Origin of the sequence: Xanthomonas sp. BRIP62418 (assembly GCF_003993495.1) — a bacterium.
GTDB classification, from domain to species: domain Bacteria; phylum Pseudomonadota; class Gammaproteobacteria; order Xanthomonadales; family Xanthomonadaceae; genus Xanthomonas; species Xanthomonas euroxanthea.
In genome coordinates this window covers 26406-42006 of the sequence record NZ_QEZG01000036.1, presented here as the reverse complement: position 1 = coordinate 42006, position 15601 = coordinate 26406, and the positions used below count along the sequence as shown (strand labels likewise).

Sequence of the window (15601 nt, the reverse complement as noted above, 5' to 3'; positions counted from 1 at the left end):
CTGCCGCTACGTGCCGAACCCAGGGAATCGGCCGGCCTGCGCCGTTCCGATTCCCCATTCTCGATTCCCGATTCCCGATTCCCGATTCCCGGCACTCAGAAAATATCGAACGCCTTCTCGTCCTGCTGCTCCTGCAGGCCGTAGTCGTAATCCTGCAGGCGATCCAGGTCCTCGTTCTTCACCCATTCCACCGCGCCATTGATGGTGGCCTGGGTCATGCCGTCGGGCGGGTCGTTGGCGGCGATCGGCTTGTCTTTCAGGGCCACGCGCATGTACTCGATCCAGATCGGCAATGCGGCCTTGCCGCCGTATTCGCGATAGCCGAGCGAGCGGAAGTCGTCGCGGCCCACCCACACCGTGGTGGCATAGGGACCGCCGAAGCCGGAGAACCAGGCGTCACGGTGATCGTTGGTCGAGCCGGTCTTGCCGCCGACGTCCTCGCGCCCCAGTACCTTGGCCGCGGTGCCGGTGCCGCGCTGGACCACGTCGCGCATCATCGACACCAGCTGGTAGGCAGTGCGCTCGTCGATGGCGCGCGGCGCGATCTTGGTTTCGGCAGTGGCTGCCGGGGCGGTCTCCGCCGGCGTGGCCGTGGTCGGCTCGATCGACTTGGGCAGCGCCGGGGCGCCGAAGTTGAAACCGTCCACCACCTGGCTCACTGGTGCGACATTGCCGCCCTGCAACGCGCAGGTACGGCAGGCCACTGCCGGCACTTCCTTGAAGACGACATTGCCGTCGCGGTCCTTGACCTCGTCCACGATCCAGGTGTCCACGCGCGAGCCGCCGTTGGCGAACACCGCATAGCCACGCGCGACCGACAATGGCGTCAGCGACGCGGTACCCAGTGACATCGACAGGTTGGGCGGCAGCTCGGCCTCCTGGAAGCCGAACTGGCTGATGTATTTACGTGCGAAATCGACGCTGATCGCGTCCAGCAGGCGTACCGACACCAGGTTGCGCGATTGCACCAACGCCTCGCGCAGCCGCATCGGGCCGCGGAAGCCGCCGCCGTCGTTCTGCGGCGACCAGGTCTTGCCGCGGCGGTCGCGGAACACCACCGGGGCATCGAGCACGATCGAGGCGGGGTTGAAGCCCTTTTCGAACGCAGCCGCATACACGAACGGCTTGAAGCTGGAGCCCGGCTGACGGCGTGCCTGGGTGGCACGGTTGAACTTGTTGCCGGCGAAGCTGAAACCGCCGACCAGCGCGCGCAGCGCACCGCTGTTGGCATCCAGCGACACCAGCGCGGCCTGGCCGCGCGGCAATTGGTCGATGATCCATTCGCCGTCTTTTTCGCCGGCGCGGATGCGGGTCAGGTCGCCGCGCGTCAGCAACTTGGCCGGGGTCTTGTTGGTCCAGCGGCTGGCGCTGGCCGGCAGGGTCAGCTCGGTCTTGTCACTCTGCACGACGGTCACGCCGCCGTCGGCATTGGTGCGCGCCACGATCACCGCGCGCAGGCCGCCCTGGGTGAACACGCCGGACAGATGCTTGGCCAGTGCCGCTGCATCCGCGTCGGCGGGGACATCGAAATGCTGTTCGACGCCATGCCAGCCATGCCGGTGGTCGTACAGGCGCAGGCCGTCGGCAACCGCTGCATCGGCGCCGGTCTGCAGTGTGGCATCGATGGTGGTGGTGACGTGGTAACCCTTGTTGAGCACATCGCCGCCGTACTTGGCGATCATTTCCTGGCGCACCAGCTCGGCCACGTACGGGGCGTAGACCTCGACCGGCGGCTCATGCGGCTTGGCGTGCATCGGCACCGCCTTGGCCGCATTGGCTTCGGCCTGGCTGACAAAGCCCAGGTCGGCCATGCGTTGCAGCACGTAGTAATCGCGACGTTCCTGGGCACGCTCCGGATTGCTGATCGGGTTGCCGCTGGACGGGAACTTGGGGATACCGGCCAGCGAGGCCATCTCGTCCAGGCTCAGTTCGCTCATCTTCTTGCCGTAGTAGTACTCGGCCGCAGCACCCACGCCGTAGGCGCGGTTGCCGAAGAAGCTCTTGTTGAGATACAGCTCGAAGATCTCGTCCTTGCTCAGCTCACTTTCGATCTTGCGTGCCAGCAGGATCTCGGCCAGCTTGCGGGTGTAGCTGTACTCGGAACTGAGGAAGAACTGCCGCGCCACCTGCTGGGTGATGGTCGAACCACCCGGCACCCGCTTGGCGTCGGTGCTGGCCAGCAGCCACACCGCGCGGGCGATGCCCTTGTAATCCACGCCGCCGTGCTCGTAGAAGCGCGCATCCTCGGTGGCCAGGAAGGCCTGCTTCAGGCGCAGCGGCACGTCCTTCATCTGGATGGGATAGCGCCGGGTCTCGCCATAGACGGCCATCAGGCGGCCATCGCTGGAGTAGACATACATCGGCTCCTGCAGTTCGACCTGCTTGAGCGACTGCACGTCCGGCAGCTTGGAGGAAACGGCGTAATACAGGCCGCCGGCAGCAATAGCGCCAAGCAGGGCGAGCACCACGAACGCGGCCAGGATCCAGCCCAGCCAACGACGAATACGGGGCATGTTGAGAGAGATTCCGATTGCAGATTTCTTGGTCACAGAGTATAGATGACGCCGGGTTTGGCTGGGGCCGAACTCTGGGGATCGCAGCAGACAGCACTGGGGTCACGGTCGCGGGGCCATTGCCTCGCGCGTGAAGGGCTTGTCTACTGTTAAAATTTGATTATTAATACGAGGGCGCAGACTGCGTCCAAGTGCCCATCGGCAGGGGAGTTTCCGTGGGGCTTCTACCCAAGAGTCAGTCGCCACTTATTGGTGTCGATATCAGTTCCACTGCGGTCAAGCTCCTGCAGCTGTCGCGCAGCGGGAATCGTTTCCGCGTGGAACATTACGCCGTAGAGCCGTTGCCGCCGAATGCGGTCGTGGAAAAGAACATCGTCGAAGTCGAGGCGGTGGGCGAGGCCATCCGCCGCGCCATCAACCGTTCCGGCAGCAAGGCCAAGAATGCCGCAGCCGCGGTGGCCGGGTCGGCGGTGATCACCAAGCTGATCCCGATGCCGGCCGATCTGGACGACAGCGATCTGGAAGCGCAGGTCGAACTGGAAGCCACCAATTACATCCCGTACCCGATCGAGGAAGTGAATCTCGACTTCGAGGTGCTCGGCCCGATGCCCAACAGCCCGGACATGGTCCAGGTGCTGCTGGCGGCCTCGCGTTCGGAGAATGTGGAACTGCGCCAGTCCGCGCTGGAACTGGGTGGCCTGGTCGCCAAGGTCATGGACGTGGAGGCCTTCGCGGTCGAGAACGCCTTTGCCCTGGTCGCCAGCGAGCTGCCGGTGGCTGCCGATGCGGTGGTGGCGCTGGTGGACATCGGCGCGACCATGACCACGTTGAGCGTGCTGCGCGCCGGTCGCAGCCTGTATAGCCGCGAGCAGGTGTTCGGCGGCAAGCAGCTCACCGACGAGGTGATGCGCCGGTACGGGCTGACCTACGAAGAAGCCGGCCTGGCCAAGCGTCAGGGCGGTTTGCCGGAAAGCTACGAGGTCGAAGTGCTGGAGCCGTTCAAGGAGGCGACGGTGCAGCAGATCAGCCGTTTGCTGCAGTTCTTCTACGCAGGCAGCGAATTCAATCGCGTCGACTGCATCGTGTTGGCCGGTGGTTGCGCGGCGCTGTCGCGCCTGCCGGAGATGGTGGAAGAGCAGCTCGGCGTGACCACCGTGGTCGCCAACCCGCTTGCGCAGATGACGCTGGGCCCGAAGGTCCAGGCCCATGCGCTGGCGCTGGATGCACCTGCATTGATGATTGCCACCGGCCTGGCCCTGAGGAGCTTTGACTGATGGCAAGAATCAATCTATTGCCCTGGCGCGCCGAGCGCCGGAAGGCGCGCGAGCGCGAGTTCTATTCGATGCTGGGCTTCGCCGCGCTGGGCGGAGTGCTGCTGTCTGCACTGATCTGGTTCTACTACGACGCGCAGATTAGCGGCCAGACCGAGCGCAATGCGTTCCTGACCACCGAAATCGACAAGGTCAAGGCGCAGAACGAAGAGATCAAGGAGCTCGACAAGAAAAAGGACCGTCTGCTCGCCCGCAAGAAGGTGATCGAGGAACTACAGGCCAATCGCTCGCAGATGGTGCACCTGTTCGACTCGCTGGTGCGCACCATTCCCGATGGCGTGGCCTTGACCAACATCAAGCAGGACGGCGACATCCTCACCCTGGAAGGTCGCTCGCAGTCCAATGCGCGCGTCAGTGCCTACATGCGCAACCTGGAAGGCTCGGGCTGGATGACCAATCCGGACCTGTCGATCATCGAGGCCAAGAGCCAGGACAAGACCGGGCAGCCTGCCGCATCTGCGACGGACACCACGGCGCTGCCGTACGTATTCACGCTCAAGGTCAAGCTGGCCAATCCGAACGAGGCTGACAAGAACGGCACCGCACCGGTCGACGCGCAAGCGCCGGGCGCAACGCCGGCCGGGACCGCACCCGCGGGCGCGCCAGCGGCGACACCTGCAGCGCCTGCACCTGCCACGCCGCCGGCCGCTGCGCCTGTGCAGCCAGCGCCGGTGCCAGCCAATCGGCCGCAGGAGGGGGCGGCGTCATGAGTAAGAAAGCATTCAAGCTCAGCGATCTGGATTTCAACAACATCGGCGGCTGGCCGCAGCAGGCACGCATCGTGTTCTGCGTGGTGGTCGGCCTGTTCATCATGGTGCTGGCCTGGTTCCTGCTGATCAGCGGCAAGCGCGATGAACTCGAAAGCCTGGAAGGCACCGAAACGCAGCTGCGCACCGAGTTCGAGACCCAGCAGGGCCGTGCGGTGAATCTGGAGCCGCTCAAGCAGCAGCTCGCGCAGATGGAGCAGGTGCTGCAGCAGATGCTGCGCCAGCTGCCCAGCAAGACCGAAATGCCGGATCTGATCATCGACATCTCGCAGACCGCGTTGTCCAGCGGCCTGTCCAACGAGTTGTTCCAGCCGGGTCCGGAGTCGCCGAAGGAGTTCTACGCCGAAAAGCCGATCGCCTTGCGCATGGTGGGCAGTTACCACCAGTTCGGTGCCTTCGTCAGCGGCGTGGCGTCGCTGCCGCGCGTGGTGATCCTGACCATGCACGACATCAACCTCAAGCCGAAGGATCCCAAGGCCGGCATCACGCCGCGCGGGGCGCTGGAACTGTCCGGCACGGTCAAGACCTATCGTTATCTGGACGATGAGGAAATGGCCGAGCAGGAGAAGGCAGCGGCCGACGCTGCGAAGAAGGGCGGCCAATGACCATGAGACTGCTCAAGATCCTGTCCTGCGTGGCGCTAATGGCTGTATTGCCGGCGTGTACGCGCGGTGTGACCAGCACCCCGGGCGATGCGCCGAATCTGGAAGCCTGGGTTGCCGAGGTGCGCGCACGTCCGGCGCCGCCGTTGGAGCCATTGCCGGTGATGCAGCAGTTCGAGACGTTCGAATATGCGGCGCAGTCGATGCGCGACCCGTTCAGCGATGCCTGGGTCAGTGCCGAAGGCGGCAATGGCACGCGTCCGGATCCGAACCGGCGCAAGGAGCCGCTGGAAGCCTATCCGCTCGACGCCCTCGACATGGTGGGGACCATTGGTGGCGGCGCGGGCCTGGTCGCCCTGGTCATGGCACCGGACAAGGTGACCTACCGGGTACGGCCGGGTGTGTATCTGGGACAGAGCGATGGCCGGGTCACCGGGGTCTACGAAGACCGCATCGAGCTGATTGAACTTGTGCCGGACGGTGCGGGTGGATGGCTTGAACGGCCGGCCGCGCTCGCGCTGGATGATCAATAAAGTGATAGGGGATAGCACGATGACGTTTTCCAATGCCCAGCGGCTGCGTCCGGTTCGACGCCACGTGGCACTTCGGGCCTGCGCGTTGGGGTTCGCGCTGGCGCTGGCGAGTGGTGGCGCGGTCGCGGCGGCGGCACTGAAGCAGCCCGCGCAGGATCCGGCCAGGACCGCTCCGGCGAGCCTGGCGGTGTCCAAGATCGATTTCAAACGGGGCGAGGATGGCACGGGTCGTCTGATCCTGCAGTTCGACGGCCAGGGCGCCAGCCCGGACCTGCGTACGCAGGGCGACAACGTGCTGGTCGACATCAGCAACGCGCGGTTGCCCGCCGAACTGCAGCGCCCACTCAACGTCACCGATTTCGCAACGCCAGTGCAACGTGTCGAGGTCAAGCCGTCCGGCTCGGGTTCGCAGCTGGTGCTGTCGACCAAGGGCGCGTTCGATTCGCTGGCCTACCAGACCGGCAACGAATACGTGGTCGAAATCACTCCGCGCAAGGGCCAGCCCGCGGTCGGTGGCGTCAGCGCCGCAGCCGTCACCCAGGCAGCGGCGCAGATCGCCGCGCGCGGTTACAGCGGCCGCCCGGTGACGTTCAACTTCCAGGACGTGCCGGTACGCACCGTGCTGCAGCTGATCGCCGAGGAATCCAACCTCAACATCGTCGCCTCCGACACCGTGCAGGGCAATGTCACGCTGCGGCTGATGAACGTGCCGTGGGACCAGGCGCTGGACATCGTGCTGCGCGCCAAGGGCCTGGACAAGCGCCGCGACGGCGGCGTGGTGTGGGTCGCCCCGCAGCCTGAGCTGGCCAAGTTCGAGCAGGATAAGGAAGACGCCCGCATCGCGATCGAGAATCGCGAGGATCTGATCACCGATTACGTGCAGATCAATTACCACAACGCGGCTGTGATCTTCAAGGCGCTGACGGAGGCCAAGGGGATTGGTGGCGGTGGTGGCGGTCAGGGCGGTGGCGGCGGTGCTGGGCAACAAGACAACGGATTTTTGTCACCGCGTGGTCGTCTGGTTGCTGATGAGCGCACCAATACTTTGATGATCAGCGATATTCCGAAGAAGGTTGCGCAGATGCGCGAGCTGATTTCGCATATCGATAGGCCAGTGGATCAGGTGTTGATCGAGAGCCGTATCGTGATCGCGACCGATACATTTGCCCGTGACTTGGGGGCGCGCTTTGGTATCGCCGGGCGTCGTCAGTATGGCGACAACACTAGCGTTATCAGCGGTAGCACAACGAATAATGTATCTATTATTAACAATGGATTACATAACGTTCCTGCGGGACTGAACTTTAATCTGCCTGCTGGGACATTCACTACTAGCACTGCAGGTTCAATTGCTTACACCTTGCTGGGGCGGAACTTTGCTCTCGACATGGAGTTGTCGGCAATGCAGGAAGAGGGACGCGGTGAGGTTGTTTCCAATCCTCGGATCGTGACAGCGAATCAGCGTGAGGGCGTGATTAAACAGGGGCGTGAAATCGGTTATGTGACAATCAGTGGCTCGAGCAATGGCGGTCAGGCACAGGCAAATGTTCAATTCAAGGAAGTGTTGTTAGAGCTCAAGGTTACACCTACGATCACTAATGATAATCGTGTGTTTTTGAACATGAATGTGAAAAAAGATGAAGTTGCCAGGTTCATCGTGCTTCAGGGCTATGGTACGGTCCCTGAAATAAATAGGCGCGAAGTTAATACTGCTGTTCTGGTTGGGGATGGCGAGACTGTAGTCATTGGTGGCGTTTATGAGTTTACCGATCGTGAGAGCATTGCAAAGGTTCCATTCTTGGGCGACATTCCGTTCCTTGGAAATTTGTTTAAGAAGCGTGGGCGAAGCAAGGAGAAGGCCGAATTGTTGGTTTTCGTAACTCCAAAGGTACTGCGTGTGGCGAGCGCTACTCCCTGAGATAGCATAAATATAAAAGGCTGCGAAAGCGGCCTTTTTTTCGGTGTTGGATGTGGGTAGTTGTCCATTGCGCGCGATTTGCCGTGCTCCGGCTATAAATAGCTACTGCGATCTCAAGCTTGAACAGGCCCGAGAGCTTATTGCTGTCCTGGCTTTTGGTTCAATTAGCTTGCCTCCCTGCCAAGTCGCGATGCGGGTGACGCGCGTCATACTTGGGTTCACTCAGTGAACAACTCAAAGCCGTTCAGTGAACCAATCGCGCTCGAATCGGTCACACTGGGCCTATGAACGCACCGCCGCTCTTGCCCCCCGAAGCCGCTGCCGCGCCCGCCGAGGACCGGTTGCATCGTCAATTCACCTTGCTGCGCGAGTCGCTGACGCAGCGCATCGTGGGCCAGTCTGCGCTGGTCGAACGCTTGCTGATCGCCTTGCTGGCCGATGGGCATTTGCTGGTCGAGGGCGCACCGGGTCTGGCCAAGACCACCGCGATCCGTGCACTGGCCTCGCGGCTGGAAGCCGATTTTGCGCGGGTGCAGTTCACCCCGGATCTGCTGCCTTCTGATCTGACCGGCACCGAGATCTGGCGGCCGCAGGACAGCCGGTTCGAGTTCATGCCCGGGCCGATCTTCCATCCGATCCTGCTGGCCGACGAGATCAATCGAGCACCGGCCAAGGTGCAGTCGGCGCTGCTGGAAGCGATGGGCGAGCGCCAGGTTACCGTCGGGCGGCACACCTATGCGCTGCCGCAGCTGTTCCTGGTGATGGCAACGCAGAACCCGATCGAGCAGGAGGGCACCTTCCCGTTGCCCGAGGCGCAGCTGGATCGCTTCCTGATGCATGTCCGTATCGGCTATCCACAGGCCGATGCCGAGGCCGAGATCCTGCGTCTGGCACGTGAAGCCGCGCGCGATACCCTGGAAAAGCATGAAACGGTGCCCGACAAGATCCCGCTGGAAGATGTCTTTGCCGCGCGGCGTGTCGTGCTGGACGTGCATCTGGCTCCGCAGCTGGAGCGCTACCTGATCGAGATCGTGCTCGCGTCGCGCGATGCCCAGCGCTACGACCCGGCATTGGCGCGGCGGATCGCCTGGGGCGCGAGCCCGCGTGGGTCGATCGCGCTGGAGCGCTGCGCACGTGCGCGTGCATGGCTGGCCGGGCGCGACTACGTGACCCCGGACGATATCCGCGCAATCGCCCCGGACGTGCTGCGTCATCGCGTGCTGCCCAGCTACGAGGCCACTGCCGAAGGCTGGGATGGCGAACGCCTGGTCGCCGCCCTGCTGGAAAAGATTCCGCTGCCCTGATCGGGTAGCGTGTCGCTGAGGTATGCCGTCCTCTGACCAGAATCCGATGTCTTCGATGCCGTCTTCTTCCCCTGTCACCGCGCCGTCGTCGATCGCCGGCGATGGACTGCGGCCGACGCTGGCGGAGTTGATCGCGCTGCGCGGCACCACGGTCCATCGCGGGCAGCCGGGGCGTGGCCGCCATGGACTGGTCGGGCCGGTGCCCGCGGCAACGCGCGGGCGCGGGATGGAATACGCCGAGTCGCGCGAGTACGTGGCGGGTGACGATGCGCGGCATATCGACTGGCGCGTCACTGCGCGTACCGGGCGTGCGCATACGAAATTGTTTCAGGCCGAGCGCGAACGCTTGAGTCTGATTGTGGCCGATACCTCGCCGGCACTCTTCTTCGGCACGCGGGTGCGCTACAAATCGGTGCAGGCCGCACGTGCCGGTGCGGTTGCGGCGTGGCTGGCGCAGCGGCAGGGCGACCGCATCGCCGCCCTGCGCGGCACTGCCAGCGAGGCGCCGATTGCGCCGCGCTCGGGGCAACGCGGCGTATTGCCGGTACTGGATGCCTTGGCGCGCTGGTATGCGCAGCCGCCGTCCGGCGACGCGGGCCTGGAGGTGGCGCTGGACCATGCCGCGCGGCTACTGCGCCCGGGCGCGCGGCTGACCGTGCTGGCCGATGCGCGCAGCGCCAGCAGGATTTCTGCCACGCGCTGGTCGGGGCTGGCCCTGCATCACGAGGTGGTGGTGATCGTGCTGGTCGACCCCCTGGAGCTGGCGCCACCGGCCCGCGCACTGAGCTTCGATGTGCGCGGCGAGCGTATTGCGATCGATCTGTCCTCGCAGGCCGGACGGGCGCGCTGGCAGGCCGAATTCGTGGCGCCGCTGGAGCAGTTGACCTCGGTCTTGCAGGCACGCGGTGTGCGCCTGCATCGCCTGTCCACCGACGATGCCAGCGATGCCTGGCTGGGCGGCGGCGCTGCCGCGCGGAGCCTGTGACGATGGCACCGCAATCGCTGCCGCTGCGCGATGTCCATCTGCCGCCGTCACCGTCGTGGTGGCCGCTGGCGCCGGGCTGGTGGCTGGTGATTACGGCGGTGGTGCTGGTGCTTGGCACGGTCGGCTGGTGGTGGTGGCGCCGCCGTCAGCGGCAGCGTCTGTGGCTGGCGGCATTCGATGCCGAACTGCAGCGCGCAACGACTTCCGCACAGCGCCTGGCAGCGTTGTCGATATTACTGCGGCGCGCAGCGCGCAGCGTCGATGCGCAGGCCGACCGCCTGCAGGGCGAGGCATGGCTGCAGTTTCTGGATGGGCGCAAAAGTAAGACGCGGGCCTTTTCGCAGGGACCGGGTCGCGCGCTGCTGGACGGTGGTTTTCAACGTACGCCGACGGTGACCGATCTGGATACGGTGCAGGCACTGGCACGGCAGCGCTTTCTGGGTTTGATGCGAGGCCGGCGATGAACTGGCTGCAGTGGTCGCAATGGCAGGATGCGCTGGCGCACTGCGCATGGCCGTGGGCATGGTGGTTGATGCCGCTGCCGTTGCTGATGTGGTTCTGGCCGCAGCGCCGCGCCGATACGGCGGCACTGCGCGTGCCTTACGCCGACCAATTGCAGGCGGTCGCGCAGGCTAAGAGTGCACCGGTGCTGCGGGTGCCGCGCTGGCTGGCGTGGCTGGGCTGGTTCTTCCTGTGCGCTGCGCTGGCGCGCCCGCAACAATTGGGCGATGTGATCCAGCCGCCGCGCGAGGCACGCCAGATGATGCTGGCGGTGGATCTGTCCGGCAGCATGAGCGAGCCGGACATGGTGCTCGGCGGCAAGGTGGTGGACCGCCTGACCGCCGCCAAGGCGGTGTTGTCGGACTTTCTGGATCGTCGCGACGGCGACCGGGTCGGTCTGCTGGTATTTGGTCAGCGGGCGTACGCGTTGACGCCGTTGACCGCCGACCTGACCTCCGTGCGCGACCAGCTGGCCGACAGCGTGGTGGGATTGGCCGGGCGCGAAACGGCGATCGGCGATGCGATCGCATTGTCGGTCAAGCGGCTGCGCGAGCAGAAGCAGGGCCAGCGCGTGGTGGTGTTGCTCACCGATGGTGTCAACACCGCAGGCGTGCTCAATCCGCTCAAGGCCGCCGAGCTTGCCAAGGCCCAGGGCGTGCGGGTGCACACGATTGCCTTTGGCGGCAATGGCGGCTATTCGTTGTTCGGTGTGCCGATTCCGGCCACGGGCAATGACGATATCGACGAAGACGGCTTGCGCAAGATCGCCGCGCAAACCGGTGGGCGCTTCTTCCGTGCGCGCGATACCGAAGAGCTGGCCGGCATCTATGCCGAGCTGGATCGGCTGGAACCGGTCAAGGCGCTCGGCCCGTCGGTGCAGCCGCGCGTGGAACGTTACTACTGGCCGTTGGGTGCTGCGATCGTGATCGCGCTGCTGGCCTACGTGTTGCCGCGGAGATGGCGATGAACGCGCTGACCGAACTGGCTGGCTGGCTGCAGTCGCTGCATCTGTTGCGCCCGCGTCTGCTCTGGGCGCTGCTGGCGATCGTGCCGGCGGCGGTGCTGTGGCAGCTGCGTCGACGCGATGCCGATGTCTGGCGGCAAAGTGTGGATGCACACCTGCTGCCGACCCTGCTGGTGTCCGGCAGCCGGCGTGGATGGCTGGGATTCGTGCTGGCTGCGCTGACCTATACGCTGGCGGTGCTGGCGATGACCGGGCCGAGCTGGCGGCAGACCGAGCGGCCGGTGTATCACTCCAGCATGCCGTTGGTGGTGGCGCTGGACCTGTCGTCCAGCATCACTGCCAACGATTTGCCGCCCTCGCGCCTGCTGCAGGCGCGTGCCAAGTTGGCCACGTTGTTGCGCAAGCGGGCCGGTGGCGAAGTCGCACTGCTGGTCTATGCGGGCGAGAGCTTCACCGTTGCACCGTTGACCGATGACACGGCCAACGTGGCGTTGTTCCTGGATGCGCTGTCGCCATCGGTGATGCCGGTGGACGGCAAGCGCGCCGATGCGGCAATCGATGCGGCCACGCAGTTGCTGCTGCAGGCCGGCTTCAAGCAAGGCGAGATCCTGCTGGTCAGCGACAGTGCCGACCGTGCGGCCTCGAGTTCTGCGCGGCTGGCGCGCTCGCGTGGATTCAGCGTGTCTGCGCTCGGCGTGGGGAGCGAGCGCGGCGCCGCCTATCGCACCATGACCGGTGAGATTGCGCAGACACGGCTGGATGAGGGCAGCCTGCGCGACCTTGCCGGGCAGGGCGGTGGTCGCTATGCGCGTATCACTGCCGACGATGCGGACCTGCGTGCGCTGGGCGTGCTCGATCCGGCGCAACAGCCGCTGGCCGATGAAACCGCCGAATCCACTGGCGGCAAGACCTGGCTGGACGAAGGTTACTGGCTGCTGTTGCCGGTGATGCTGCTGACACTGCTGGCGTTCCGGCGGCGTGCGGTTGTGGCGGTCCTGGCCCTGGTGTGCGTGTTGCCGTTGGCCCAGCCCGCACATGCTGCCGAGGGTACCTTGTGGCAACGCGCCGACCAGGTGCAGCAGCAACGCCTGGATGCCGGCGTGCAGGCCTATCGCAAGGGCGATTTCGCCGCGGCACAAAAAGCATTCGAGGAGGTGCCCACCGATGAGGGGCTGTACAACCTCGGCAATGCGCTGGCCAGGCAGGGCCAGTACGACGAAGCGATTGCGGCTTACGATCGCGCGCTCAAGCAACACCCGGATCAGCCCGACGCCATCGCCAATCGTGCGGCGGTGGATGCGGCGCGCAAGCGTCAGCAGCAGAACAACAAGGATGGGAAAGACCAGGACGGCAAGGGCCAGGACGGCAAGGGCCAGTCCAAGGACCAGAAGCACGCCGACAAGAACAGCGCCGGCCAGAATCAGTCCGGGAAGAACGCGCAGGACGACCCGACGCCTGGCCAGGACGGGCAAGGCAAGCAGGATTCGCAAGGCAAGCAGGATGGCAAGGACCAGCCGTCTGCGCAGACGCCGCAGGACGCAGCCTCGCAGAACCAGCAGTCCAAAAACGGCCAGGGCGAGCAGAGCAAGCAGGACGCAGCGCCACAATCGGCCGATGCCAAGGCGCAGCAGCAGGCCGATGCCGCGCAGCGGCAAAAGATGCAGCATGCGATGGCGCAGGCCGGTGACAAGAGCGCCGCTGCGGACGGCAAGCAGGCCGCCGCAGCGGCGGCGGATGAGACGCCGGAGCAACGCGAACAGCGCCAGGCGGTGGATGCCTGGCTGCGGCGGGTGCCGGATGATCCGGGCAGTTTGTTGCGCACCAAATTCAGGCTGGAACACGAACGCAGGCAACGGGACGGACGATGATCGGCACACACCATTTGCGCCGCGCGGCGATCGGCATGTTGACCGGCGTGATGCTGCTCACCTGTGCACCGGTGGGCGCCGTCACGCGCGCGTGGCTGGACCGCGACAGCGCCAATGCCGGCGACGTGGTGATGTTGAACATCGAAACCGATCAACGCGGTGTCGATCCGGATTACACGCCCTTGCGCAACGACTTCACCCTGGGGGCCAAGAGCGCCAACCAGCAGATGCAGGTGACCAATGGGTCGGTGACGGTGCGCGCACTGTTCGGTGTGGTGCTGACGCCGCGCAAGAGCGGCGAGCTGATCGTGCCGGCGATCCGCGTCGGTAACGAGCGCACCGAACCGTTGCGGTTGCAGGTGGGCGCTTCGGCAAGCGATGCCGGCAGCAGCGCGCCCGGCGCAGCAGCTGCGGCGCAAGGCAATGAGGATGCGTTTGTCCAGACGCAGGTGGACGATCCGCAGCCCTATGTGCAGCAAAGTGTGGGCGTGGTGGTGCGGCTGTATTTCGCCACGCAGCTGGCGTCCGGCGAGCTGGATCTGGAAGCGCCCGATGGTGCATCGCTGCAGCGCATCGGCGATGACGTCAGTTCGGTCAAGGTGCTCAACAATCGTCAATACAACGTGGTCGAACGACGTTACCTGCTGGTGCCCGAGCGCAGCGGTCGCCTGGTGTTGCCGTCGGCGCGCTTCAACGGTCGGTCGGTCGGGGGCTTCTTCGACGATTACTTCGGTCGCGGCAATGGCGAGCTGAGCGCGCGCAGCGCCAGCATCCCGCTGCAGGTCCGTGCACAACCGGCCAATGCGCCGCAGCCGTGGTTGCCGTTGCGCAGCCTGCAGCTGCGATATACGACCACGCCGCAGCGCGCCACCGCCGGCGAAGCGGCGCAGATCGTGGTGGAGGCCAGCGCGCGCGGCGCCACCCAGGCGCAGTTCCCCGATTTGCCGACCCCGAGCGTGCCCGACGCGCAGGTGTTTGCCGAGCCGGCGCAGTACGAAGAACGCTTCGTGGATGGCTCGCCGCAGCTGCGGCTGACCCGCCGCTATTCGATCGTGCCCAACCGCGCCGGTCCGCTGGTGGTGCCCGGCTTGCAGGTGGCATGGTGGGATGTGGGCGCGGCGGCGGCCAAGACGGCCTCGCTGCCGGATCTGACGCTGGATGTGGCGGCCGGTACCGGTGCGTTTGCGGCGCCGGCACCTGCGCCGTCAGCCAATTCGTCACCGGAGAACCCTGCGACCACGCCTGCAGCCAGCACGCTGAGCCTGCAGCAATCGGCGGCCACGCAACGGCCGTGGGGCTGGATCGCTGCGGCGATGGGTTTTGCGCTGCTGTGGATTGCCACCCTGGTGTGGGCCCTGTCACGGCGTCGCGGCGGTTCGCACGGCGCGCCGGTGCTCAATGCCGGCGATGCAGCTGCGCCCGGCCGGCGTGTGACCCACGGTGTGGCCGAATTGCGACGCGCGCTCGACACCGGCGGCATGGACGATGTGGCCGCGGTGCTATGTGGCATGGCCGGCGTTGCCGACATCGACAGCGTGCTGGCCGCGTTGAGCGACCCGGCGCAGCGCGCGGCGGTGGCGCAGATGCAGCGCGCTCGCTGGGGCGGCGATGGTGACGTGGGCAGTGCACGTTCGGCATTGCGTGAGGCCTTCGCCAAGGGGCCGCGTTGGCGGCACGCCACCGCTGCGGAGCCGGAGGTATTGGCGCCGCTGTATCCGCCGGCGCCTTGATCGGTGTCGCTGCATCGGCAGCGGTGGACAGATCTTGGTTAGCCGGCGTGCTGCACCTCGTTTTGACGCGCTGACTGCGGTTCTTTGACTGTGCTGCTTAAAGCAAGGCGTTTTTCAAGGCAAGGCGTTTGGTCTGCGGCGTGGCTGCAGGGCCCTTGCCCGCCCACCATCGCGGGACACGCTGCAAGTACGTCCTTGTAAGCTCTTACGCGGCATCCATGCCGCGTAAGGTCCCGCGACGGTAGGCGGGCAAGGACCTGTCGAGTTGGTCTGTGTGCATGGAAGAGCGGTGCTGGATGCACCTCGTTCGACATGAAGCGTCGACACCACGTCCGATGCTTGCCGCACGACAGACAGCTTTTTAGATGAGCCCCGACCAATTGTCTGGTGAGGGCACCCGCGCCCTCGACACTGCGAGTTGGCTGCGGGGCCATTGCCCGCCCACCATCGCGGGACACGCCGCAAGTACGTCCTTGTAGGCTCTTACGCGGCATCCATGCCGCGTAAGGTCCCGCGACGGTAGGCGGGCAATGATCAGTTCAGATGGTCGGTGTGCGCAGTTACAAGCAGGGCATGGCGTGCGTT

The 15601-nt window shown here is 65.2% G+C and carries 12 protein-coding genes; 11 read left to right on the top strand and 1 reads right to left on the bottom strand.

Going from position 1 to position 15601, the window contains the following annotated elements:
- Positions 1 to 95: 95 nt before the first annotated feature.
- Positions 96 to 2513, bottom strand: coding sequence for a penicillin-binding protein 1A (locus EO174_RS10475; protein ID WP_126944389.1), 2418 nt, complete (start codon positions 2511 to 2513; stop codon positions 96 to 98).
- A 215-nt stretch (positions 2514 to 2728) separates the two neighbouring features.
- Here EO174_RS10475 and EO174_RS10470 point away from each other — a divergent pair, with 215 nt between their 5' ends.
- The 11 genes from EO174_RS10470 (at position 2729) to EO174_RS10420 (ending at position 15016) form a co-directional block, all read left to right on the top strand.
- Positions 2729 to 3787 carry a pilus assembly protein PilM gene (locus tag EO174_RS10470; RefSeq protein ID WP_119131024.1) on the top strand — a complete coding sequence of 353 codons (1059 nt, stop codon included), beginning with the start codon at positions 2729 to 2731 and terminating at the stop codon, positions 3785 to 3787.
- Positions 3787 to 4554 carry a PilN domain-containing protein gene (locus EO174_RS10465; protein WP_104648860.1) on the top strand — a complete coding sequence of 256 codons (768 nt, stop codon included), beginning with the start codon at positions 3787 to 3789 and terminating at the stop codon, positions 4552 to 4554. Before EO174_RS10470 ends, EO174_RS10465 begins: the two co-directional genes overlap by 1 nt.
- A complete protein-coding gene (locus tag EO174_RS10460; RefSeq protein ID WP_104584775.1) occupies positions 4551 to 5216 on the top strand; it encodes a type 4a pilus biogenesis protein PilO in 666 nt (221 codons plus the stop codon). The genes EO174_RS10465 and EO174_RS10460 overlap by 4 nt, the downstream gene beginning before the upstream one ends.
- Positions 5213 to 5746, top strand: coding sequence for a pilus assembly protein PilP (locus EO174_RS10455; RefSeq protein WP_104584778.1), 534 nt, complete (start codon positions 5213 to 5215; stop codon positions 5744 to 5746). The genes EO174_RS10460 and EO174_RS10455 overlap by 4 nt, the downstream gene beginning before the upstream one ends.
- 19 nt (positions 5747 to 5765) lie before the next feature.
- Complete coding sequence (locus EO174_RS10450) at positions 5766 to 7664, top strand: type IV pilus secretin PilQ family protein (RefSeq protein ID WP_126944386.1); 1899 nt, start codon at positions 5766 to 5768, stop codon at positions 7662 to 7664.
- Positions 7665 to 7948: 284 nt separating this feature from the next.
- Positions 7949 to 8968, top strand: coding sequence for a MoxR family ATPase (locus tag EO174_RS10445; RefSeq protein ID WP_104584784.1), 1020 nt, complete (start codon positions 7949 to 7951; stop codon positions 8966 to 8968).
- Positions 8969 to 8990: 22 nt separating this feature from the next.
- The gene (locus EO174_RS10440) at positions 8991 to 9953 is read left to right on the top strand and encodes a DUF58 domain-containing protein (protein ID WP_164740169.1); all 963 of its coding nucleotides are present in this window, start codon (positions 8991 to 8993) and stop codon (positions 9951 to 9953) included.
- Between the two features lie 2 nt (positions 9954 to 9955).
- Positions 9956 to 10417 (top strand): DUF4381 domain-containing protein, encoded by a 462-nt coding sequence (locus EO174_RS10435; protein ID WP_115677317.1) that lies wholly within the window; start codon positions 9956 to 9958, stop codon positions 10415 to 10417.
- The gene (locus tag EO174_RS10430) at positions 10414 to 11421 is read left to right on the top strand and encodes a VWA domain-containing protein (protein ID WP_119127495.1); all 1008 of its coding nucleotides are present in this window, start codon (positions 10414 to 10416) and stop codon (positions 11419 to 11421) included. Before EO174_RS10435 ends, EO174_RS10430 begins: the two co-directional genes overlap by 4 nt.
- Positions 11418 to 13286 (top strand): tetratricopeptide repeat protein, encoded by a 1869-nt coding sequence (locus EO174_RS10425; protein WP_164740168.1) that lies wholly within the window; start codon positions 11418 to 11420, stop codon positions 13284 to 13286. The genes EO174_RS10430 and EO174_RS10425 overlap by 4 nt, the downstream gene beginning before the upstream one ends.
- A complete protein-coding gene (locus EO174_RS10420) occupies positions 13283 to 15016 on the top strand; it encodes a BatD family protein (protein WP_126944377.1) in 1734 nt (577 codons plus the stop codon). Before EO174_RS10425 ends, EO174_RS10420 begins: the two co-directional genes overlap by 4 nt.
- The last annotated feature ends 585 nt before the right edge of the window (positions 15017 to 15601 follow it).